A 22,698-nucleotide genomic window follows, 5' to 3' on the forward strand; every position below is an offset into this window, starting at 1 on the left:
TTTCTTTAGTATTGCCTTTTTTAGATGCTGGTGGGTTTAAAATTTCCAATTCCTTAGATTTTTGGGCTTGACATATTACCGCAGGACTTTTTACATTCTGTGCTCGAATTGAATCCTTTGATTAGCGGCTCGGAATTCTGTGCAACATCGTTCTATTAAAAATTCTCCTTTCTATTTGATTTCTTTATGTAAGTCATTGTGGGTTACTAATGTCATTCAATCAGTATCACATAATACTGTATCATGATTAGAATAATATTATACCAAATATTTAGAAAAATCAAAATCTTTTATTCGAAACAATACAAATACTCATTAAGGAGGTCCGGCAGAAAAACGCGGAAAATATACGCTAAGCAAATTTCGACATAAATAAAGCATCTACCAGTTTCTCACTCCTTAACTGGTAGATGCCTACATAACATTTTATTAAGATCTGAAGTTCATCGTTCGATGTGGCTTCTTGGATCTTGGAGGTCCAAGTATTTCTGCCCAAATAACCGCATCGGCAAGTTTTTTCTTATCAACAGCAAGCCCTTCTCTAGATTCCGCTTGTAGAGGGATGTCGCCTATTTCCTGAGCAAAAGGCGTATGCATCATACCCGAATAACTCTCCTCTAGAACAGGGGACTTGGCAGGTGGTTGTTCTGCTGCTTTTTTTCTTACCTCATTGTATTCTGACTGTAATGTTTGAACGGGCTGCTCCTGCTCAAACGGCTTCATATACTTAGCTGCTTCTTGTCTGATTTCCTTAACAATATCCTTTGGTAAAGGAATGCTTTCGACAAAAGGCTTCGGCTTCCTTTTTTTAGGATCCGGGACTTCCTTCCCCTTCTTGAATAGGGAGGAAATAATCCCAATGAGCACAATAATGATAAATGGATTATCAAGTAAAAAGTCCAAGAGAGTTACCTCCCTTCTAGTGTTGGGGATTATTAATGTTTCTTCTTATCATCTGTCGATTTTCCAATGGAATCTCTCATATCCGTATCAGCTTCAATATTACGGAGATTTAAATAATCCATCACACCAATATTTCCTGATTTTAATGCTTCAGCCATAGCAAGCGGTACGGTTGCTTCCGCCTCAACAACTTTCGCTCTCATTTCTTCTACCTTTGCTTTCATCTCTTGTTCATTTGCAACCGCCATGGCCCGACGCTCTTCTGCTTTTGCTTGGGCGATTTTCTTATCTGCTTCGGCCTGATCCGTTTGCAGGATTGCCCCGATGTTTTTACCGATATCAACATCCGCAATATCAATCGAGAGAATTTCAAAGGCAGTACCTGCATCCAACCCTTTCGCTAATACTGTACGTGAAATCATATCTGGATTCTCTAACACCTTTTTATGATTATCAGACGAACCGATCGTTGATACAATCCCCTCGCCGACACGGGCAATAACGGTTTCTTCACCGGCTCCCCCTACGAGGCGTTCAATATTGGCTCTTACGGTAATTCTTGCTTTTGCTTTTACTTCAATTCCGTCCATTGCCACCCCTGCGATAAATGGAGTTTCAATGACCTTCGGGTTAACGCTCATTTGTACGGCTTCTAATACATCACGACCAGCTAAGTCAATCGCTGCACAGCGCTGAAAGGAAAGTTCAATATTCGCTCTTTGTGCTGCGATTAAAGCATTGACAACTCGATCGACATTTCCTCCGGCTAAATAATGGCTCTCCAGCTGATTGGTGGAAACATCAATTCCTGCCTTATGCGCCTTAATTAATGGATTAATGACACGGCTTGGAATAACCCTTCGTAATCTCATTCCAACCAGGGTGAAAATACTAACCCTTACCCCTGCAGCTAGCGCTGAAATCCACAGCATGACAGGTACAAATGTTAGTAGAACGGCGATTAGAATAATTCCAAGTACAATCGCCACAAGTAAAAATACAGTTGGTGCTGTAAAAGTCATGTTCTCTTCCTCCTCGTTTACTCTTTTTTATCTAAATCTGGGATTTCACGGACAACAATTCTTGCTCCCTCAACCTTAATAATCCTTACCCTTTTGTCTTTCAGGATAAAGGAGCCCTCACTCACGACATCGATACGTTCATCCTGGACGATTACAGTTCCAGAAGGACGTAGGTCTGTGAATGTGTATCCTTCAAGTCCAATAAGCTCTAATCGATTCTTATTGGAAACATATCCGCTTTCCGTATTCGTAGAATCAGTTAATATAATCTTCTTAAATATTTTCATATTTTTACCAAACACCTTTAACATTAAGATGGATGCCAAGATAGCGACTCCAATGGCTATCAAAAGAGATATGGCCATATGGACAAAATTATCTGTCGCCAAGAAAATGCTTCCCAAAATAGAAACAAAACCTATCGTTCCTACGATTCCGCCTGGTATGAAAAATTCCAAAATAATAAATCCGATTCCAAGGACGAATAAAATGATGGTTTCATACCCTGCGAGCCCAGCCACTAAATGGCCATAGAAAAATAGCAATAATGAACCAAGACCCATAAATCCAGGGATTCCAAAACCTGGCGAATATAATTCGAGCACTAACCCTAAACTACCTATCGATAGCAAAATAGGCACAACAATTGGATGTGTAATAAATCTCGCTAGCTTTTCAGCAAAGCTTTCGTCGAGAGAACGAACCTCAGCATCAGGGTAGCCTATTTTCGCCAATACCTCATTAAGCGATGACACAGTCCCTTCTGAGTATCCCGCTTCTTCCGCCTGATCGGATGTAAAGGTTAATAATTTTCCTTTTGGCGCATCGTATTCAGGTAAATCAATATCCGAATCGGCCATTGCTTGAGCAAAGATCGGGTCACGTCCATTCTGTTCCGCTGCCCCTTTCATTGCGCTCAGCCAATAGGATTGCGCTTTTTGATCTGCAGCATTTCCTTGCGTGTCAATCACAGCCGCTGCTCCCATTGTTGAGCCGGGGACCATATATATTTCATCCGTATTCAAAGCAATGTACGCACCTGCGGACAGCGCTTCTTTGTTGATGAACGAAACGGTCTTAATATTAGCTGAAGATAATAGTTTTCCAATCTCTCCGGCAGCATCAACTGCGCCCCCAGGAGTATTGATCTCGAAGATGATGGCCTTAGCATTTTCCTCCTCGGCAGTAGCCACAGCTCTTTTTAAAAAAGCAGATAGACCCTTTTCAACAGTCTCTTCTATCGGAACAACGTATACGATCTCATTATTTGCATTGCCATGATAGGGGATAAGCATCAAGAGAAAGGCAAATAGAAAAGAAAGGACGATGGACAGCTGTCTAATTTTCTTTATCACTCACTTCCCTCCCTTCACATAAAAGGTGTACTTGTATTACGTTTTCGTGGCAAAATAGTTTCAAAAAAATATTCCATCTTAAATCTAACATACTTGTGTATCGTTATGAATGGATTTCCTAAAATTAAAAAGGCCAAAGGGGAATCCCTATGGCCTTATTACGTTTATGAAAGGTGTTGTTGTACAAGTTTATTCACAAGTGATCCATCTGCTTTTCCTTTTACTTTAGGCATAATCGCAGCCATCACTTTTCCCATTTCAGCTTTAGAAGTAGCGCCAACTTCAGCAATTGTCTCTTGAACGATTGCATTGACCTCATCTTCCGTCAACTGCTCAGGCATATATGCTTCCACATACTGCAAATCAGTACGAATTTTTTCAACGAGGTCTGAACGACCTGCCTTTTCAAATTCATGGAGGGAATCCTTGCGTTGCTTTACTTCACGAGAAAGGACTGTAAGCTCATCATCCTCGGACAGCTCGGCGCCAAGCTTAATTGCTTCGTTCTGCAGCGATGCTTTAATCATCCGAATAGATGAGAGTTTGTCTTTTTCTTTATTTTTCATCGCCTGTTTCATATCCTGATTCAAACGCTCGAGAAGACTCAATTATTACACCCTCTCTTACCACTTACGTTTTCTTGCAGCTTCAGACTTCTTCTTACGTCTAACACTAGGTTTTTCGTAGAATTCGCGCTTTCTAGCTTCTTGTATCGTACCGGATTTAGATACAGTACGTTTAAAACGACGAAGAGCATCTTCAAGTGATTCGTTTTTACGAACGACGGTTTTAGACATTCTCTTTCCCTCCCTCCGAACACAACACACTTACACGACATGAAACCATGTACTTTGCAATTATAATATAATGACCGTTCTTGGTCAACTGTATTCTCATTTCGTTTGCCATCAAACCTTTGATAAATGTTGAATGGAATAAAATATGTCATGCATTTCCCTCTTTTGCCATAAAGTTTTATGGAGAGGGTGAGGACATGCTTTATTTGCTGCTTTTTATTGTATTGATCGTTCAATTTATTATCGGGATGACCTTACTTCGAACAGGCCTGTTTAATGCATCCGCTCAGTCGTTAAAAGAGTGGCTCGTTCGATTAACAAGTACCCCGTTTAGAGGACTACTCATCGGGACGATTGTTACCGGGATATTGCAGAGCAGTTCAGCCGTCATGGTGATTACGATTGGATTGATTTCAGCACGAATCCTGACATTTCGCCAATCGATTGGAATTATATTAGGAACCAATATTGGTACAACCTTTACAACAGAGTTTATTACTTTTGATATTGACTCTTTCCTCGTCCCGCTAGCAATTGTTGGGGCAATCCTAATTCTTATAGGAAAAACAAAGCTGCGAAGCGTCGGGTTTATTTTTCTAGGACTAGCATTTGTTTTCACAGCGATGAATGGCTTTGAATACCTTGCTTCACCTGTCTCAACCCTGTCTTTGATGACGCATGTATTCGACCAATTAGATAGTAGTCATTTCTTGAGTGTCCTTGCTGGAATACTTGTCACATCCATCATTCAATCCAGCACTGCCACAACTGGAATTGTGATGGGATTCTTATCTACAGATGTTCTTGGAATCGATACGGGGATTGCCATTATGCTTGGGGCCAATATTGGCACATGTATAACAGGTTATATTGCTAGCATCGGCAGTGGAGAAGAATCCCGGCTTAGTGCCTATGCCCATATATGGCTTAATGTGATGGGAGTTGCTGCTTTTTTTCCTTTTATATCATGGCTGGCAGAGTTTTCGTATGTATTGGCTGATAAAGCAGAGGTCCAATTGGCACATACGAGCGTAATTTTTAATGTAATTACCTCTTTAATTGTCTTACCTTTTGCCTATCGCTTTGGCGATTTTATTGTTCGGATTCATGGAAAAAAAGTTGAAGGGTAGAAGGGTAGTGGAAATGGCTGTGAGCGACCGAAGAAGGCATTTTTCTGGCGGTTCGGGCGTTCATCGAGGCTATGAGCGACCGTAGCAATCTCTTTTCTGGAAGTTCGGTCGTTCATCTAGGTTATGAACGACCGAACGACTAATTTTTTGGATAACTCGGTAGTTAATAAGGGGATTGAATATCAAAGAAGGTTTGAAATCCCAACTTCAGTATCTAATCCCCCTCAATTATCCTAATAACTAGAGTCTGACGTGAGGCCCTTTACAATCTCGACACCCGAGCTGGCTCCGATACGGGTTGCCCCTGCTTCGATCATTTGCTTGGCATCCTCAGCACTTCTAACACCGCCAGAGGCTTTAACGCCGATGTTTGGACCAACTGTCTTTCTCATTAAACGAATATCCTCTACGGTGGCACCACCGGTTGAGAAGCCCGTTGAAGTTTTAACAAAATCGGCACCAGCTTTAACAGAAAGCTCACAGGCGGTAACTTTTTCATCGTCAGTTAATAGCGAAGTTTCAATAATGACCTTTGTAAGTGCCTTTCCTTTTGCAGCGTCCACAACGGCACGGATATCCTGCTCTACTACATCAAGATTTCCGTTTTTCAATGCACCGATATTGATGACCATATCAACCTCGGTTGCGCCGTTTTCAATCGCGTTCTTCGTTTCAAAGGCTTTTGTTTCAGAAGTTGTCGCTCCTAGTGGAAAGCCAATAACCGTACAAACCTTCGCCTCTGACCCTTGAAGGAGCTCAGCCGCTAGCTTCACCCATGTCGGATTCACACAAACAGAGGCAAATCCATATTCCCTTGCCTCTTGGCATAGTTTTTCGATTTGGTCTTTTTGGGCGTCGGCTTTTAGCAATGTATGATCAATGTATTTTGCGATAGATTCCAAACTCATTAACCCCTTTCAATTTCAGTTGTACGTACCTCTCTCATCATAACATTGGGACCATTCTTTTTCGAGGTTATTTTTTGTATCTTTCCAAAAAATAACCTCAAAAAAAAAGGAACTGCACTATGCAGTCCCCCTGATTATATTGCAGCTTTTTCGATAGAGTCCTCTAACACTCTTACAAACTGGCCTTCATTGTATGGATAACCAGCCTTGTTTATTTTGACCTTGACAATTTTTCCTATCATATCCTCCGTGCCCTTAAAGACCACCTTCAAGTAGTTGTCTGTGTAGCCTTCATACAAGTCACTGTCTGGATCTTCCTTGAATTTCTCTTCCGGGATCACTTCAAGAACTTCATTCTCAAATTGTGCTGCATACTCCTTGGCTAGCTGATCGGAAAGAGTGATGAGGCGATGAACTCTCTCATTCTTCACTTCCTCATCAATTTGGTCCTCCATTCTTGCTGCTGGAGTTCCTGTTCTCTTCGAATATGGAAAGACGTGAAGCTCTGAGAATTGATGCTTCTTAATAAAGTTATAGGTTTCCATGAACTCTTCTTCCGTTTCCCCTGGGAAACCGACGATCACATCTGATGTAACCGCAAGTCCGGGAAGAACCTCTTTTAAGCGTTCCAATCTTTCAGCAAAGAATTCCATTGTATACTTACGACGCATCCTCTTTAGAACGGTATTGGAGCCTGACTGAATCGGGATGTGCAAATGTCTAACAATGATATTCGACTTGTCGATCACATCAATGACCTCATCGGTAATTTGGCTTGCTTCAATTGAAGAAATACGAAGACGTTTTAAGCCCTTCACCTGAGCTTCCAAGTCTCTAAGAAGGCTCGCTAGGTTATAATCCTTCATGTCTTCCCCATAGCCCCCGGTGTGAATACCCGTTAAGACAATTTCCTTATAGCCAGCATCAACAAGCTGCTGCGCTTGGCGGATGACTTCCTCTGGATCTCTCGAGCGCATAAGCCCTCTAGCCCATGGAATAATACAGAAGGTACAAAAATTGTTGCAGCCCTCTTGGATCTTAAGAGAAGCCCTTGTTCTATCGGTAAAGGCTGGGACATCCAGCTCTTCATAGACGCGGTTTTTCATAATATTGCCTACTGCATTAATCGGTTGACGCTCTGTCTTATATTGCTCGATGAATTCAAGCATTTTCACGCGATCCTGGGTTCCAACAACTATGTCCACTCCAGGAATGGCCATGATTTCCGCAGGAGAAGTTTGAGCGTAGCAGCCAGTAACACAAATAACCGCATCTGGATTTTTGCGGATCGCTCTTCGAATCACTTGACGGCTCTTCTTATCACCTGTGTTGGTGACGGTACATGTATTGATAACATACACATCTGCTGTCGATTCGAAATCTGTACGTTCGTAGCCCTCTGCTTTAAAAAGCTGCCAAATAGCTTCTGTTTCGTAGTGATTTACTTTACAGCCAAGTGTATGAAAGGCAACGGATGCCATTTAACTTCACCTCATTAATTCTAGTTTGTAGGAAACAGCAGAAAGTGCATATAATGGCGCTGTCTCTGTTCGTAATATTCTTGGACCCAACCCACAGGATAGAAAACCACTCTCTTTTAATCGGGTGACCTCACCTTCAGTTAGCCCACCTTCAGGTCCAAAAACAAAAAGGATCGACTGCCCAGCTTCGATTCTATTTAGGGTAGAATGAAGGATGGATGACTCTCCAACCTTTGCATCCTCTTCGAAGGCAATCAGTTTATAGTCGTAATCCTTGCTCATTTCGATTAGTGACTTTAAGGATATCGGGCTTATCACCTCAGGGCTAATTTGCCGATGAGATTGCTCTGCCGCCTCCTTGGCAATCTTATTCCAACGTTCTACCTTTTTTGAAGCTTTTTTATCGTCCCATTTCACGATAGAGCGGGATGCAGCAAAAGGGATAAACACCGATGCCCCAAGCTCTGTACCCTTTTGAATAATCCATTCCAGCTTATCCCCTTTGGGCAATCCGCTCGCAATTGCCACCCTAACAGGCAATTCAGCAGTAGCTTCTTCCCATTTTACTACTTCAGCTTTCACCTGTTCATCGGTAATTTCTGCTATTAAACAGACAGCACTTTTCCCAGAAGCAGCACAAATAATTTGATCGCCCTCTTTTAGACGCATGACATTCACGATATGATGTCTATCTTCACCAGAAATGAAGAAATGATTATCCTTTTTGTTGTCGACAAAATATCTTTGCATGACTACACTCCGATCTAGCGATTAATTTTTCCGAGCGATGAAGGATACCCAATCTTCCATTTGCAGCGTCTCAATAATTTCAAAGCCCGCAGTTGTAATCGCATCCTTAACCTCTTGTTTCTTCTGAAGGATAATTCCAGCGGTGATAAAATATCCGCCCGGTTTCACCAATCGTGCCGCATCATCTGTAAATCTAACAATTACTTCGGCTAAAATATTTGCAACGATCACATCCACTGGTTCACTGATTCCGTCAAGGAGATTATTCTGTCTGACCGTTACCCGATCATGAACCTTGTTAAGCTTGATATTAATTTTGGCAGAGTTGACCGCCACCTCATCTAAGTCAAGCGCTTCGACACGGGAAGCGCCAAGCATTGCTGCGGCAATACTTAATACGCCTGAACCGGTTCCCACATCAATGACCTGAAAGCCTTCTTCGATCGTTCTTTCTAGAGCCTGAATGCTCATGACGGTTGTTGGATGGGTACCTGTACCAAACGCCATGCCAGGGTCGAGTTCAATGATCAACTCGTCGCTATGAACAGGCGTATATTCTTCCCATGTTGGCACAATCGTGAATTTCTCTGAAATCTTCACTGGATGGTAGTATTTCTTCCAGGCGGTTGCCCACTCTTCTTCATTTACCTCACTGATTGTGACCGTATTTTTACCAATATCGATTTGATGGAGAATCAGTCCATTAATCGCCTCTTTGATTTCATCGACCGTTTCACCAAGGAAGCTGTTGACGGGAAGATAGGCCTTAACGATAACCCCTTCCTCTGGATAATCATTTGGATTGAGCTGATAGATTTCTCCGAAGCGGTCTTCTCTTTCCTTTACCAACTCATACGGGTCCTCAATGACAACACCGCTAGCCCCAGCTTCATGTAATATATTTGAAATCGGCTCCACTGCCTCATTTGTTGTATGAATCGATATTTCCGACCACTTCATATCTACCAACTCCGTTTCTATTTTTCAATCGCAATGGGTAACTTAATCACCCTTAAATGCTCTTTTTACCTTTGAAAAAAAGCTCTCCTCTTGCTCTCCCTGCGGAACCTTCCCACTAATTTCGGCAAATTCCTGAAGAAGCTGCTTCTGTTTTTCCGTAAGCTTAGTAGGGGTCACAATCCGAACAATGACATGCTGATCTCCGACTCCATAGCCTCTTACATTAGGAACACCTTTTCCTCTAAGACGGAATTTCGTGCCTGTTTGTGTCCCCGCAGGAACTTTGAGCTTCACCTTTCCATGCAAGGTTGGAACCTCGACTTCATCCCCCAAGGCAGCTTGAACAAACGTGATCGGCATTTCACAAAAAATGTCATCCTCATCCCTCTCGAAGAATTCATGGGAACGTACATGAAAAACAACATATAAATCCCCAGCTAGCCCACCATTGACCCCTGGCTCACCTTGTCCTGATACTCTTAGCTGCTGGCCATCATCAATTCCCGCTGGAATTTTCACATGAATTTTGCGGCGCTTCTTCACCTTGCCTGTTCCGCCACAGGTTGAACATTTATGCTTAATTTCTTTACCCGTTCCGTTACAATAATTACAGACTCTTCGATTGACAATTCTTCCAAATGGAGTATTCTGCTCCACATTCAATTGTCCGCTTCCGTTACAATGGTTACAGGTTTCAGGCTTTGTTCCTGGTTTTGCCCCACTGCCAAGACAGGTATCGCATGTTTCTTCACGAGGAATTTCGATGTCCGTCTCTTTCCCAAACACCGCTTCCTCAAAAGATAACGTCATCGTATATTGAAGGTCTGCCCCTTGTCGTGGTGCATTCGGATCACGGCGTCTAGAGCCACCGCCGAAAAAGGTTTCGAATATATCTTCAAAGCCGCCGAAGCCTCCGCCACCAAATCCTCCACCACCGAAGCCTTGGTTTGGATCGGTATGACCGAATTGATCGTAGTGTGCTCGCTTCTGATCATCACTTAATACTTCATATGCTTCTTTTACTTCTTTGAATTTTTCATCTGCATCCGGTTCTTTATTAATATCCGGATGATATTTTTTTGATAGCTTACGATAAGCCTTCTTAATTTCGTCTTTAGAAGCGGATTTCGTCACCCCTAAGACTTCATAATAATCCCTTTTACTCAAACATAACCACTCCCCGAATCGATTCGCATAAAGGTTATTTTAACACTCATCTCTTTATTCGTGCAAATATCTACATAGTTATGGTCATAGACGGCTATGTCAACTTAGTATCACAATTGTCGGTAGGCGCCACCTTCTCTTCGCTGTTGCTCGAGAATCATGAGCAAAGGCTCGTTCAGGTACACTAACCGACAATGATAATTCTCATAGAAAAAGCCAAAGTCGTAAAGATCATGACTTTGACTTTTCTATATTCTAATTATTTGGCTAGCTTCGTCGATGGATGAGCCGCTTTCGCTTTTCTATTTGTCTAGTTCCAGCGGCTAGCCGCTTCCGCTTTTCTATTTATCGTCTTTAATCTCTTCAAATTCTGCATCTACTACATTGTCATCCTTGCCTGCTCCAGCATCCGCTTGGCCACCCTGTGCAGCTTGTGCTTGCTTTGCAGCCTCTTCATATAGCTTGACAGATAGGTTTTGAACGATTTCTTGAAGGGCATCCTTCTTGGCACGCATTTCATCCAGGTCATTCTTTTCAATTGCAGCCTTTAAAGCATCCTTCGCTTCGTTTGCCTTCGCAACTTCTCCAGCATCGACCTTACCTTCTAGATCCTTCAATGTCTTATCTACTTGGAACACGAGCTGGTCCGCTTCATTGCGTAATTCAGCCTCTTCCTTACGCTTCTGATCGGCTTCTGCATTTGCTTCCGCTTCTCTCACCATTTTTTCAATTTCCTCATCCGATAGACCTGTTGATGACTTAATGGTTATTGCCTGCTCTTTATTTGTTCCAAGATCCTTCGCACGAACATTGACGATTCCGTTTTTATCAATATCAAAGGATACTTCAATTTGCGGAACTCCACGTGGTGCTGGTGGAATATCAGTCAATTGGAAACGTCCTAATGTCTTGTTGTCAGCGGCCATTGGGCGTTCACCCTGTAATACATGGATGTCTACTGCTGTTTGATTGTCAGCAGCTGTCGAAAACACCTGGGATTTCGATGTTGGGATCGTGGTATTACGATCGATTAATTTCGTAAACACGCCACCCATTGTCTCAATTCCTAATGAAAGTGGTGTTACGTCTAAAAGAACAACATCCTTCACATCTCCAGTGATTACTCCACCTTGAACGGCAGCTCCCATCGCAACGACTTCATCTGGGTTAACCCCTCTATGAGGCTCTTTTCCAGTTGCTTTCTTAATCGCCTCTTGAACGGCAGGAATACGGGTAGAACCACCGACTAGAATCACCTTGTCTATTTCTGCAGCTGTTAATCCAGCATCCTGAAGCGCTTGACGAGTAGGTCCCATCGTTCTTTCAACAAGATGTGCAGATAGCTCATCAAACTTTGCTCTTGAAAGTGTCACTTCTAAGTGTAGCGGTCCAGCTTCACCAGCTGTAATAAATGGAAGGGAAATCTGTGTGGAAGTCACTCCAGATAGATCCTTCTTCGCTTTTTCAGCAGCATCCTTTAGACGCTGCACCGCCATTTTATCCTTAGATAAATCAATGCCATTTTCTTTTCTAAATTCATCAACTAAGTAATCAATGATCACTTGGTCGAAGTCATCTCCACCGAGTCGGTTGTCCCCAGCAGTAGATTTTACTTCAAATACTCCGTCACCTAGCTCAAGGATGGAAACGTCAAACGTACCTCCACCAAGGTCGTAGACAAGAATCGTTTGGTCCTCTTCCATCTTATCAAGACCGTAAGCAAGGGCAGCTGCTGTTGGCTCATTGATGATACGCTCAACCTCTAAGCCGGCAATTCTTCCAGCATCCTTTGTTGCTTGACGCTCAGCGTCATTAAAGTAGGCAGGAACGGTAATAACCGCTTTCGTTACTGGCTCGCCAAGATAATCCTCTGCATAGGATTTCAAATACTGTAGAATAATCGCTGAGAGCTCCTGTGGTGTATAATCCTTCCCTTCGATTGATTCTTTATGGGAAGTTCCCATATGACGCTTAATTGAAAGGACTGTGTTTGGGTTTGTGATCGCCTGACGTTTTGCTACTTCCCCTACTTGTCGCTCACCATTCTTAAATGCAACGACTGAAGGTGTTGTTCGATTTCCTTCTGGATTTGGAATAACCTTAGGCTCTCCACCTTCTAAAACAGCGACGCAGGAGTTTGTTGTTCCTAAGTCAATACCAATAATTTTACTCATAATACTACCTCCCGAATATGTAGACTAACTCTTCATTCTTACTGATTTACTTTAACCATTGAAGGACGAATCACCCGATCCTTCAACATATAACCTTTTTGGAATTCTTCAACCACTATATTGGAATCATAGCCTTCTTCCGCAACCTGCATCACAGCCTGGTGGAAGTGGGGATCAAACTCTTTCCCTTGGGCTTCAATCGGCTCCACGCCCTCTTTTTTCAGAGCTTCTAGTAGCGAGCGATAAATCATATCCATGCCCTGAAGAATTGATTTTGTTTGCTCATGATCCGATTCCACATTTAGTGCCCGTTCAAAATTATCCAAAACAGGTAACAAATCAGATATTAATTCCTGTGCTCTATATTTTTGCGCCGCTTCAAAGTCAAGTCTTGCTCTACGACGTGAATTTTCAAAGTCAGCCTGTAAACGCAAAAAGCGATTTTCCTTTTCTTCTAACTGGGCCTCTAAAGCCACTACCTTTTCCTGTAATTCAACTAGCTCATTCTCAAGTGACGAAGGATTCTCTTCTTCCACGTTAGCCTCATCAAATATCGGTTCAATGGATTCCTTTTCAATTTGATCCTGATCGTTGGTCACTTGTGTTTCCTCTTGTAGTTTTTCTTTTTCCTCAGCCAACGTATTCACCTCCCTTATATATTCAAGCAAAAAATCCATTCCAGATTATGCGCAGGCAAAAGGGATGGAAAAACGTTTCCACCCTTAATCAATATTTCCAGCGCTAATTACTTTGATACAGCTTCGTCAACACCTGTGATAAATCATTGCTTAAAAATTTCAACAAACTGATTACACGTGAATACTCCATGCGCGTTGGTCCCAAAATGGCAATCGTTCCAAGCTGCTCAGCCCCAACAGAATATGAGGCAGTAATTAAGCTGCAATCCTCCATGGCTGTATTATCATTTTCTTTACCGATCCTCACATGAATGCCCGTCGGATTCCTACGGATGATGTCGTACATATCCTCTTCATGTTCAATCATATTCATAAGACTTTTGATCTTGTCGATATCGTGAAATTCTGGTTGGCTTAGCATGTTCGTTTTTCCACCGAAAAACAATCTTTCATTTGCTGGTATTTTGAATGCATCCAAAATCGCAGAAAGCATGGAGTCATAGCTTCGAATATGCTGCCTTAATACGAGAGCAACCTCTTTAAAGATTTTCTCGTTTAAATCCTCAAGCGGAACCCCTGTTAAACGTTGATTTAATATGTTAACAAGCTTTTCAATATCCCCCGTATCAATGCCCGGAGGAAGATGGAACATTTTATTTTCCACATGCCCCGTATCTGTCACGATAATCGCTATGGCCGTTTCTTTATTCAAAGGTACGATTTGAACCTTTTTTAACTTGTTCTCTCTAACTGCAGGTCCAAGAACAATGGCTGTATAGTTAGTCAACTCGGAAAGAATCTTGGCAGATCTCTGTACAATCTTCTCCAATTCATAAATTCTCTCCGCAAAAATTGAGCGAACCGTGTCAATGTCCTTTGAATCCAGTTTCTGTGGCGAGAGCATATGATCAACGTAAAATCGGTATCCCTTCTCGGATGGAATTCGCCCCGATGAGGTGTGTGTTTTCTCGAGAAATCCCAATTCTTCAAGGTCAGCCATTTCATTTCTAATCGTCGCCGAACTAAGCTTGATCCCTTCCTTTTTCGACAAACTTCTCGAACCGACTGGTTGAGCAGATCGAATAAAATCATCAACAATCACTTGGAATATTAATAATTGACGATCTGTTAACACGGATTATCACCTCTGTTAGCACTCCGACATAACGAGTGCTAAATCTACTAATAAATTATCAAATTTAATGGGAAGATGTCAATCCTAAAACCTTAATATCTCCCTATCATAAAGTAATTTCAGATTATACGACTCCAAGAAATGACTGAAATACTTCATTTCCTAAAAAGCGACCCTTATTCGTTAATTTTACGTATCCATTTTCGACATGTATCAATGACTGTTTTTGCAGCTCTCTTATTTCTTTTCCAAAAAGCACCTTAAGATCTTCCCCAAATTTTTCTTTGAATTTTGAAATCGAGACTCCTTGGTTTTTTCGCAACCCTAGAAATATTTCTTCTTCCATGCGCTCGGCCTTTGTCGGTCGAACCTCTTCGAAAATAGGGAGCTGCCCGTTCTCTAGTGGTTCCATATACTTTTTAAGCGGACCAAAATTGGATCGTCTGCTCCCACTCGTATAGCTGTGGGCACCTGCACCAAATCCATAATATTCCTCGTTGTTCCAATAGGTTAGATTATGCCTGCTTTCATAGCCGGGAAGAGAAAAATTGCTTATCTCATATTGTTTAAACCCATGGTTTTCCATTGCTTTCATTAGCTCTTCATACATGCCAGCCTCTGCATCCTCCCCTGGCAATGGAAGGCGACCTTTTTTCAGCAAATTATAAAAAACGGTCTTCGGTTCAATAATCAAGGAATATCCGGAATAATGGGTGATGTCTAAAGTGAAGGACGTATTTAAGGTTTCGACAAAATCATTTAAAGTTTGCCCCGGTAAGCTATAAATTAAGTCAATGCTGATATTTTCAAAGCCAGAACGTTTTGCTAGTTCTACTGACTTGAATACGTCGACAGCTCGATGAACTCGACCGATACGCTTCAGCAACTCATCGTTAAATGTTTGCACTCCGAAGCTTAGGCGATTCACTCCTGCATCATGGAGGATTTGAAATTTCTCTTTTGATAAATCCCCTGGATTCGCTTCAAAGGTAAATTCCGTTCCTTTGTCAAACGGGAGCAAGTCATTTATCCCTCGGCAGAGGACTTCTAATTGCCTTTCATTTAGCGCAGTTGGTGTGCCACCACCTACAAAGATCGAGTCCAAATGATTCGTTGGGGCAAGCTCTAGAGTTAATTCAATTTCTTTTTTCAATGCCTCTAAATATTCATCCACGGGCTGACCTTGTAAAAACACTTTATTAAAATCACAATAATGACAGATGTGTTCACAGAATGGAATATGAATATAAGCAGCTTTTATCAATTTTCATCACAACCTCATATTTCTATCAAAAAAGAGGTTAGATCACTTAGCGAACCAAGCCATTCTAACCCCTTCCCGTTTATTTTTTCGAACTACTGTCATCCATTTTTAAGACGGCCATGAAGGCTTCCTGTGGAACTTCGACGGAACCAACCTGCTTCATGCGCTTTTTACCCTCTTTTTGCTTTTCTAAGAGCTTTCGTTTACGGGAAATGTCTCCACCGTAACATTTCGCTAAGACGTTTTTGCGCATCGCCTTAATGGTTGAACGTGCTACAATTTTTTGGCCAATTGCCGCTTGGACAGGCACTTCAAATTGCTGTCTTGGAATGAGTTCCTTCAGCTTCTCTACAATGATCTTCCCACGATCATAGGCAAAATCCTTGTGAACGATAAAGCTTAATGCATCGACTTGTTCAGCGTTCAAAAGAATATCCATTTTTACAAGCTTTGATGGCTTGTACCCGATAAGCTCATAATCAAAGGAAGCATATCCCTTTGTACTAGATTTCAGTTGATCAAAGAAATCATAGACAATTTCTGATAGTGGAATCTCATAGAGGATGCTGACACGAGTCTCATCCAAATATTGCATATCAATGAAATGGCCGCGTTTGTTTTGGCAGATTTCCATAATCGCACCGACATAGTCATTTGGAGCCATCATCGTTGCCTTCACATAAGGCTCTTCAATACGGTCAATTTTCTGTGGATCTGGCATATCGGAAGGATTGTCAATTTTTAATTCTGTTCCATCCGTCATCACCACATCATAAATAACACTCGGTGCTGTAGTAATTAGGTCAATTTTGAACTCACGCTCAATTCGCTCCTGAATGATTTCCATATGGAGGAGACCAAGGAAACCACAGCGGAAACCAAAGCCTAAGGCCTGCGATGTTTCCGGTTCATATTGAAGGGCGGAGTCGTTTAATTGCAATTTCTCCAATGCTTCACGCAAATCATTAAATTTGGCACTATCAATTGGGTATAATCCGCAGTACACCATTGGATTCAATTTCCGGTAACCAGGTAACGCCTCTGTCGCGCCGTTTTTAGCATTTGTAATCGTATCCCCGACTCGTGTATCTCCAACATTTTTAATGGCAGCCGTTAGAAATCCAACATCACCGACTGTAAGCTCCTCTGTCGTTACCGCTTTAGGTGTAAAGACACCAACTTCGGTTACTTCGAATTCCTTGCCTGTAGCCATCATTTTAATCTTATCCCCGGCTTTAACCGTGCCGTCGACGACTCTGATATAAGCAACGACTCCACGATAGGCATCATAAAGGGAATCAAAGATTAACGCCTTTAATGGTGCATCCGGATCCCCGGTTGGCGCTGGGACCTTTTCCACGATTTGCTCTAAGATATCCTCGATTCCGATTCCTGCTTTGGCACTGGCCAGAACCGCTTCGGACGCATCCAAACCGATGACGTCTTCAATTTCATTGCGTACCCGATCGGGATCCGCACTTGGGAGGTCGATTTTGTTAATGACTGGGACAATCTCAAGGTCATTATCAATCGCCAAATACACATTCGCTAATGTTTGTGCCTCAATTCCTTGGGCAGCGTCCACAACTAAGACTGCTCCTTCACAGGCTGCTAAGCTTCGTGACACTTCATACGTGAAGTCGACATGTCCTGGGGTATCGATCAAATGAAATGTATAGATTTCTCCATCTTTTGCCTTATATTTCAATTGAACAGAGTTCAGTTTAATCGTGATTCCACGCTCTCTTTCCAGATCCATCGAATCTAAGAGCTGATCCTTCATCTCACGAGCGGTTAGCGTATTCGTTTTTTCCAAAATCCGATCGGCTAACGTCGATTTTCCATGGTCGATATGAGCGATAATGGAAAAATTACGGATTTTTGATTGCCTTTCAAGCCTTTCTTCTCTATTCATATCGTTCACTCCTACTATACTTCCACTTGCACTATTTTTTGATTATAGCAGTCGCTAGTTTAAGATTCAATGGAAAAAGAAGTGTGGGCATGGGTTCAGTCTTCCTCTTTACTAATTAATGAAGTCATGACCCCGATTATTTTTTCAGTTACGATCGAAACAGCCCCTGCAAATTTTTTCCCTACATCAGAGAAGAAATTATAGGCCTTCATTTGTTCTAGCTTTTGTTTTTTCTCTTCCAGGTCATGGCTTCGTATGTCATTGCCTAGGAGAGAAACCTCTACCTGACCGTCTGTCTCGTTTATATTAAGAGCTTCCTTGAAATTGGAGTCCTCAAACCCCTTCATCCGATGGATGCCGACATTTGCTTGCTGCATCCCAAATAACACAGAGACGAACATCAACGCAACCACTAGGAAAAATTTTAAAAGGAACATCTTCATTTGAATCACCCATCACTTTATTTTTCAATTGCATTTCTCTTAAACATTATGGCCAGTATGAATGCCATTCTAAAACTTGTACAATCCACCCTACAGAAAAAGGCAACTAGGTATTCCCCAATTGCCCTTTCCTACTACTGTTCATTTGCCAGCTCATCAACTGGTGAATGAACCTTCTCCGCCTCCCAGAAAATTTCACTGAAAACTTCTGCGAAGGCATCTGCTGAACGATTTAATTCCTCAAAGGTATTATCAACCCCGCCAAATTCAATAAGCATGGCATTCCCAGATAAATCTTGATTGAACTTTCCATTCGTGGATGCCCCCGCTTTTTCAATAATTCCTCGGCTCAGTCCTGGGTATCTTTCCTTTAGTTTTTGATGAATCTGACTGGCTAGCTTCACGTTCTTTTCATAATTTGGATTTTCCGCCCCGATGACAAAAGCGAGCTTCGCATATGATTTTCCATTAATATTAATGGTTGTTTTTTCCCTTCGTTGAGAATCTCGATGAATATCAATTAAATAAGTTAAATCCCGATTGGAGGAAATGGCAGCCTCCACAACCTTCCTTGATTCAACGTAGGATTTTTGGTATTTTAGCCCCTTCTTGTTTAAATTCGTCATAATATCGGTTTTATCTACTACCGTTCCAATCCCAAGACTCTCCAATTCGCTCATCAGATGGTCGCCAATTTTTGTTACATTGATTTTAGAATGCTGAGCACTGTTTGGATCTGTCACTCCTTTTAAATAAGGGAGGAAAGACTCGCGCGTATGGGTAAAGTAGATATACACCATTTTGCGATCGCCAGTTGACTGAGAAGGTGTTGGTTTGTCACCCTCAACCGTTTCTTCAAGACCTTCAGTGTTTTGTATGGATGCCTCATTCTCTTCTTTTAAAACTTCTTGAGGGGGAGGAGATTCAATCGGCAGATTCGTATAATTTGTTCCTTCTCCGGCCACAAGAATTTTTCCATCGAATAATGAAAATCCTGGAAGCTCCCTACCAAGTAGACTTCTTGGGTCATCCAAATTAATATTGGTAGACGCTTGAAAAACAAGATTCGATAGTTTTGGTGCCGCTTCCCCTTCAGGTAATGCTTGTTTAAAGGCATGGTTCTCCGACGTCATGAGCTGAAAGAGAATTTTCCCATTCAAATGGGTTGTCGCGCTATTAACAGAGGAAGATTTGATTCGATACTCTGGATTTAAAGATGTAATTAATCCACTTATGGAAAAAATCAGCAGCAATAGCAGCGTAATTACGAGAAAAAAATTGAGTATACTTGTCCCTTGAACCGTCACAACAAATGAAGAAGCTCTATTATATTTCATTGTTCCACCTCTTAAAGTAAGTCTACTAATTCTTATGACTTTGCTAGAAAAGGTAGAACCATTATTTTCACTTCATCAAGTTATCTCGTATAAAAACCAGCATTATCCTGATTGATAGATTGGTGGAGCGAAGCATTTAATCCACTGGCAATCAAATTGGCCATATCTTCAATAAAAACGTCAACCTCCTTCGGTGTGACCATTAGATTATGGCCTAAGGGGGAAAGGACCTCAGAAATTAGCTTTCTTTTCTCCTCGTCCTCCAAGGTCCCAATCATGCCAAGAAATGTTTTTCGGTGATGCTCCTCCGGCAAGTCCTCATCAGTTAGCTTTTTTCTTTTTCCAAAGGTCATGCCCGCAGGTGTTAAAGCTCGAGAAGGACGATTTCCCTCCTTCATTTCCTTGCCAAAATGCTTTAATATATAGTCGATCGTATCGCTTGTGATCGACACCGCGTCGACGACGGTAGGAACCCCGATCGCAATCACCGGGATTCCAAGCGTCCCTTTGCTTAACTCCTTTCTCTTATTCCCAACACCAGAGCCAGGATGAATGCCTGTATCGGAAATCTGTATGGTAGAATTGACTCTTTCAATCGATCTTGATGCAAGAGCATCAATGGCGATCACAAAGTCAGGCTTTGTTTTCTCCACAACCCCAAGGATAATATCACTCGTTTCAATGCCAGTTAGGCCCATGACACCTGGGGCAATGGCACTTACAGGACGATAGCCCTCTTCCACGCTCTCCGGCTGCAATTCATACAGATGACGTGTGACAAGTAAGTTTTCACAAACCTGGGGTCCAAGGGCATCAGGTGTGACATTCCAGTTTCCAAGGCCAACTACTAAGCATGATGCATCCTCCTTGATGCCAAGCTGTTTCAGGAAATGAGCAAATTCTTGAGCAAAGGTCTCCTGAACCTTTTCCTGCAGCTCGGTATCTTGCTGTCGAATCCCAATGACCTCTAATGTCAAGTATTTCCCCGGTTTCTTTCCAATTGCATTGGCACCTTCCTCTGTAATTTCGACTAAGGAAACTTTTATATCATTTTCCTCTCTTTCCTTTATAATGACACCCTCAATATCTGAAATATTTTCCTCTTCATACACATCTTTCTTTTTTCTTTCCGCAATCACCATTTCCCTCGCCTCAACGGCCAGGTCTGTTCGTACGGAATACTTGCTTAAATCGATTGAATGATTCACTTTATCGCCCTCTCTATCATATTTTTCCATAAAAAAAGCTATTCTTTAGCATTGCCGAGCTATTTATAAAAAATTCATTTGTTAACTAAATCGATTTGCTGTAAAATAAACAGATAGTATTGCAAAACAGGTATTCGTTTGATAAAATATCTCTTGTTCTGCAAATTATGTTAGGGATTGTGAATATCGAGTTTTTCAATCATCTCGATTACATATAGGAGGTGAATGGTATGGCAAATATTAAATCTGCTATCAAGCGTGCGAAAACAAGCGAAGAGCGTAACGCTCATAACACTACAGTTAAATCTGCAATGCGTACTGCTGTTAAGAAGGTAGAAGCTGCAGTTGTGAATAATGACGGTGCTGCTGCAAAAGAAAACTTTGCAGTTGCTGCTAAAAAGCTAGACAAAGCTGCTTCTAAAGGTCTAATCCACAAGAATGCTGCTGCTCGTAAGAAATCTCGTTTAGCGAAAAAAATCAATGCGGTAAACGCATAATTGATGTAGGCTATCTTTCCAAAGATAGCCTTTTAATTTACAAAAAAGGAACCTCTGCGGCTCCCTTTTTAAATGTAAAAATATTTAATTTTCCCCCTGCAATCGAAACAGAAACATTTCTAAAATCATTTCCTTATTCATTCCACCTGTTTTTGCGAGGTAATCTGCATCGGCAAGCATGTTCATAATCCGAGCTAGCTCCTCATCCTTAAACAGCCTTGCTTGGCCTGCTGCAAGTTTTACACGAAAGGGATGAACCTTGACAAACCCAGCAATTTGCTGCTGTCCATAGCCTTTTCTCGCAAGCTCCTTGACCTGATAAATCAAACGAAATTGGCCTGCAAGAATGGCGAGAATTTTGAGCGGCTCCTCATTTCGCTTAAGGAGATCGTAGTAAATTCGAAATGCATCCTCAATCTTTCTTTGAACAATTTTGTCCACTAGTGAAAAAATATTTTGTTCCAACGAACGGGAAACGAGCTTCTCCACCATATTCACATCGATTTTTTTGCCACCATTCGCATACAATGCAAGCTTGTCGACCTCTGTCGTCAGCATCAAAAGGTTTGTCCCTGATAGCGTGAGCAACTGGTGAACGGCCTCATCATCAATCTCCACACCGTTTATTGCCACCCGTTCCTTAACCCAAAGGATCAGTTCTTGTTCATTTAATTTTTTAGCCTCCACAACCGTCCCTTGTCTCTTTAATTCCTTTGTCAGTTTTTTTCGTTCATCTAATTTCTCATAAGCTCCCGAAAAAACGATAATGGAATAAGGTGCTGGCTCCTTGAGATAGGCTTCTAGCTTATTTAAATTATGTTCAATTTTGGACTTTGATTTTTCCCCGGTTAAAAAAGTAGGATTGTTTAGAAATATTAGCCTTCTCTCTCCGACAAATGGAAAGGTTTCAGCATCTTCTATGGCAACCTCTATCGGTGTCTCTTCCAAATCATAGGAGGAAAGATTAAACTCTATTTCCTCTTCACTTAAAGCATAATTGATCAACAGTTGTTTCGTTTCATTGATTAGAAAATCCTCTGTTCCATATAATACATACATGGGCGTAAACTGTTTTTTCTTAATTTTTTTCCAAACGTCTAAAACCAATCTCCTTCGCCCCACTCCATCATATTCTTTCTTAATCCTATAAAAGCAAATGGAATTTGACAAGTTAGAATTGATGGATGAATATAAAAGGGAATTGGCATACGAATAATGCCAATTCCCTATCTATAGTAAACGCCAGCAAATAAGGCCTAGGATACTTACCGCTGGCGGTACACCCTTTGTAAAGATTATTGTAGCCACAGATTAACAAACTATTTGTGACAACTCTTGTCAGTTGAGGAAAAGTCGATTATACTTAAAAACGTCTAAACATTTGAAGAAATGGATAAATGAACTGGATTTAGTCGTAGAATTGACTATTGCTTTATGGAGTCCATCTACTATAATGGAAATGGGAGGGATTGAAGTGAATCCATTTGAAAAGGATGTTCAATGCAAGCGAAATGACGCTGTTGATGCTGGAGTAGGTTTTATTGTATCTTTCGGTTTCTTTGCGACTTTATTTATAATCGCAACAGTTGTGAAGGTTATCGGCTCTTAATAACC

Annotated in this window: 22 protein-coding genes; 3 read left to right on the top strand and 19 right to left on the bottom strand. The window is 41.6% G+C overall.

The genetic code is table 11. The annotated features are described in order from the left end of the window. Positions 1-429: 429 nt before the first annotated feature. The 5 genes from J2S07_RS11405 to rpsU all read right to left on the bottom strand — a co-directional run bounded on the left by J2S07_RS11405 (position 430) and on the right by rpsU (position 4,077). The gene (locus J2S07_RS11405) at positions 430-903 is read right to left on the bottom strand and encodes a YqfB family membrane protein (RefSeq protein ID WP_307150531.1); all 474 of its coding nucleotides are present in this window, start codon (positions 901-903) and stop codon (positions 430-432) included. A gap of 32 nt (positions 904-935) precedes the next feature. Further along, positions 936-1,925 carry a flotillin-like protein FloA gene (floA, locus tag J2S07_RS11410; RefSeq protein ID WP_307150532.1) on the bottom strand — a complete coding sequence of 330 codons (990 nt, stop codon included), beginning with the start codon at positions 1,923-1,925 and terminating at the stop codon, positions 936-938. Positions 1,926-1,942: 17 nt separating this feature from the next. Beyond that, entirely contained in the window at positions 1,943-3,220 is a 1,278-nt protein-coding gene (locus J2S07_RS11415; protein ID WP_307150688.1) for an NfeD family protein, read from the bottom strand. Between the two features lie 224 nt (positions 3,221-3,444). Beyond that, complete coding sequence (locus J2S07_RS11420) at positions 3,445-3,888, bottom strand: GatB/YqeY domain-containing protein (RefSeq protein ID WP_307150533.1); 444 nt, start codon at positions 3,886-3,888, stop codon at positions 3,445-3,447. 15 nt (positions 3,889-3,903) lie between these two features. After that, positions 3,904-4,077, bottom strand: a complete 174-nt coding sequence (gene rpsU / locus J2S07_RS11425) for a 30S ribosomal protein S21 (protein ID WP_295969481.1) — start codon at positions 4,075-4,077, stop codon at positions 3,904-3,906. 197 nt (positions 4,078-4,274) lie between these two features. Between rpsU and J2S07_RS11430 the strand changes: the two genes are divergently transcribed. Beyond that, on the top strand, positions 4,275-5,207 hold the full coding sequence (locus J2S07_RS11430) for a Na/Pi symporter (protein ID WP_307150534.1): 933 nt from the start codon (positions 4,275-4,277) through the stop codon (positions 5,205-5,207). 233 nt (positions 5,208-5,440) lie between these two features. Here J2S07_RS11430 and deoC read toward each other — a convergent pair whose 3' ends face one another. From deoC to gpr, 13 genes are all read right to left on the bottom strand, one after another. After that, on the bottom strand, positions 5,441-6,109 hold the full coding sequence (gene deoC, locus J2S07_RS11435; protein WP_370872817.1) for a deoxyribose-phosphate aldolase: 669 nt from the start codon (positions 6,107-6,109) through the stop codon (positions 5,441-5,443). Between the two features lie 140 nt (positions 6,110-6,249). Beyond that, positions 6,250-7,596, bottom strand: coding sequence for a tRNA (N(6)-L-threonylcarbamoyladenosine(37)-C(2))-methylthiotransferase MtaB (gene mtaB, locus J2S07_RS11440; RefSeq protein ID WP_307150536.1), 1,347 nt, complete (start codon positions 7,594-7,596; stop codon positions 6,250-6,252). Between the two features lie 6 nt (positions 7,597-7,602). After that, the gene (locus J2S07_RS11445) at positions 7,603-8,346 is read right to left on the bottom strand and encodes a 16S rRNA (uracil(1498)-N(3))-methyltransferase (protein WP_307150537.1); all 744 of its coding nucleotides are present in this window, start codon (positions 8,344-8,346) and stop codon (positions 7,603-7,605) included. A gap of 21 nt (positions 8,347-8,367) precedes the next feature. Continuing rightward, positions 8,368-9,306: a 50S ribosomal protein L11 methyltransferase gene (gene prmA, locus J2S07_RS11450; protein WP_307150538.1), complete on the bottom strand. Its 939-nt coding sequence runs from the start codon at positions 9,304-9,306 to the stop codon at positions 8,368-8,370. Positions 9,307-9,348: 42 nt separating this feature from the next. Beyond that, positions 9,349-10,473, bottom strand: a complete 1,125-nt coding sequence (gene dnaJ, locus J2S07_RS11455) for a molecular chaperone DnaJ (RefSeq protein ID WP_307150539.1) — start codon at positions 10,471-10,473, stop codon at positions 9,349-9,351. Between the two features lie 341 nt (positions 10,474-10,814). Continuing rightward, positions 10,815-12,647, bottom strand: coding sequence for a molecular chaperone DnaK (gene dnaK, locus J2S07_RS11460; RefSeq protein ID WP_307150540.1), 1,833 nt, complete (start codon positions 12,645-12,647; stop codon positions 10,815-10,817). A 38-nt stretch (positions 12,648-12,685) separates the two neighbouring features. Next, a complete protein-coding gene (gene grpE, locus J2S07_RS11465) occupies positions 12,686-13,285 on the bottom strand; it encodes a nucleotide exchange factor GrpE (protein WP_307150541.1) in 600 nt (199 codons plus the stop codon). Positions 13,286-13,388: 103 nt separating this feature from the next. After that, complete coding sequence (hrcA, locus tag J2S07_RS11470) at positions 13,389-14,420, bottom strand: heat-inducible transcriptional repressor HrcA (protein WP_307150542.1); 1,032 nt, start codon at positions 14,418-14,420, stop codon at positions 13,389-13,391. 124 nt (positions 14,421-14,544) lie between these two features. After that, positions 14,545-15,684: a radical SAM family heme chaperone HemW gene (gene hemW, locus J2S07_RS11475; RefSeq protein ID WP_307150543.1), complete on the bottom strand. Its 1,140-nt coding sequence runs from the start codon at positions 15,682-15,684 to the stop codon at positions 14,545-14,547. A 79-nt stretch (positions 15,685-15,763) separates the two neighbouring features. Further along, positions 15,764-17,599, bottom strand: coding sequence for a translation elongation factor 4 (gene lepA / locus J2S07_RS11480; RefSeq protein WP_307150544.1), 1,836 nt, complete (start codon positions 17,597-17,599; stop codon positions 15,764-15,766). Between the two features lie 95 nt (positions 17,600-17,694). Then, positions 17,695-18,042: a YqxA family protein gene (locus J2S07_RS11485; RefSeq protein ID WP_307150545.1), complete on the bottom strand. Its 348-nt coding sequence runs from the start codon at positions 18,040-18,042 to the stop codon at positions 17,695-17,697. A 134-nt stretch (positions 18,043-18,176) separates the two neighbouring features. After that, complete coding sequence (gene spoIIP, locus J2S07_RS11490) at positions 18,177-19,379, bottom strand: stage II sporulation protein P (RefSeq protein ID WP_307150546.1); 1,203 nt, start codon at positions 19,377-19,379, stop codon at positions 18,177-18,179. An 80-nt stretch (positions 19,380-19,459) separates the two neighbouring features. Further along, a complete protein-coding gene (gene gpr / locus J2S07_RS11495; protein ID WP_307150547.1) occupies positions 19,460-20,587 on the bottom strand; it encodes a GPR endopeptidase in 1,128 nt (375 codons plus the stop codon). A gap of 230 nt (positions 20,588-20,817) precedes the next feature. On the opposite strand from gpr, the gene rpsT reads away from it, so the two are divergent. After that, on the top strand, positions 20,818-21,084 hold the full coding sequence (rpsT, locus tag J2S07_RS11500) for a 30S ribosomal protein S20 (RefSeq protein ID WP_307150548.1): 267 nt from the start codon (positions 20,818-20,820) through the stop codon (positions 21,082-21,084). Positions 21,085-21,168: 84 nt separating this feature from the next. Here the strand turns inward: rpsT and holA are convergent, their stop codons facing one another. Beyond that, positions 21,169-22,191, bottom strand: coding sequence for a DNA polymerase III subunit delta (gene holA / locus J2S07_RS11505; protein ID WP_307150549.1), 1,023 nt, complete (start codon positions 22,189-22,191; stop codon positions 21,169-21,171). A 367-nt stretch (positions 22,192-22,558) separates the two neighbouring features. On the opposite strand from holA, the gene J2S07_RS11510 reads away from it, so the two are divergent. Beyond that, positions 22,559-22,693 (top strand): YqzM family protein, encoded by a 135-nt coding sequence (locus J2S07_RS11510; RefSeq protein ID WP_307150550.1) that lies wholly within the window; start codon positions 22,559-22,561, stop codon positions 22,691-22,693. The last annotated feature ends 5 nt before the right edge of the window (positions 22,694-22,698 follow it).

The sequence above is a fragment of the Anoxybacillus andreesenii genome (genome assembly GCF_030813005.1).
Taxonomy (GTDB): domain Bacteria; phylum Bacillota; class Bacilli; order Bacillales; family Cytobacillaceae; genus Robertmurraya; species Robertmurraya andreesenii.

What these genes read in the sequence shown, in the direction of transcription:
- floA (WP_307150532.1), bottom strand. Translation starts at nt 1,925, where the DNA reads ATGACTTTTACAGCACCAACTGTATTTTTACTTGTGGCGATTGTACTT.
- J2S07_RS11415 (WP_307150688.1), bottom strand. Translation starts at nt 3,220, where the DNA reads ATGCTTATCCCCTATCATGGCAATGCAAATAATGAGATCGTATACGTT.
- rpsU (WP_295969481.1), bottom strand. Translation starts at nt 4,077, where the DNA reads ATGTCTAAAACCGTCGTTCGTAAAAACGAATCACTTGAAGATGCTCTT.
- J2S07_RS11430 (WP_307150534.1), top strand. Translation starts at nt 4,275, where the DNA reads ATGCTTTATTTGCTGCTTTTTATTGTATTGATCGTTCAATTTATTATC.
- mtaB (WP_307150536.1), bottom strand. Translation starts at nt 7,596, where the DNA reads ATGGCATCCGTTGCCTTTCATACACTTGGCTGTAAAGTAAATCACTAC.
- J2S07_RS11445 (WP_307150537.1), bottom strand. Translation starts at nt 8,346, where the DNA reads ATGCAAAGATATTTTGTCGACAACAAAAAGGATAATCATTTCTTCATT.
- prmA (WP_307150538.1), bottom strand. Translation starts at nt 9,306, where the DNA reads ATGAAGTGGTCGGAAATATCGATTCATACAACAAATGAGGCAGTGGAG.
- dnaK (WP_307150540.1), bottom strand. Translation starts at nt 12,647, where the DNA reads ATGAGTAAAATTATTGGTATTGACTTAGGAACAACAAACTCCTGCGTC.
- lepA (WP_307150544.1), bottom strand. Translation starts at nt 17,599, where the DNA reads ATGAATAGAGAAGAAAGGCTTGAAAGGCAATCAAAAATCCGTAATTTT.
- J2S07_RS11485 (WP_307150545.1), bottom strand. Translation starts at nt 18,042, where the DNA reads ATGAAGATGTTCCTTTTAAAATTTTTCCTAGTGGTTGCGTTGATGTTC.
- spoIIP (WP_307150546.1), bottom strand. Translation starts at nt 19,379, where the DNA reads ATGAAATATAATAGAGCTTCTTCATTTGTTGTGACGGTTCAAGGGACA.
- rpsT (WP_307150548.1), top strand. Translation starts at nt 20,818, where the DNA reads ATGGCAAATATTAAATCTGCTATCAAGCGTGCGAAAACAAGCGAAGAG.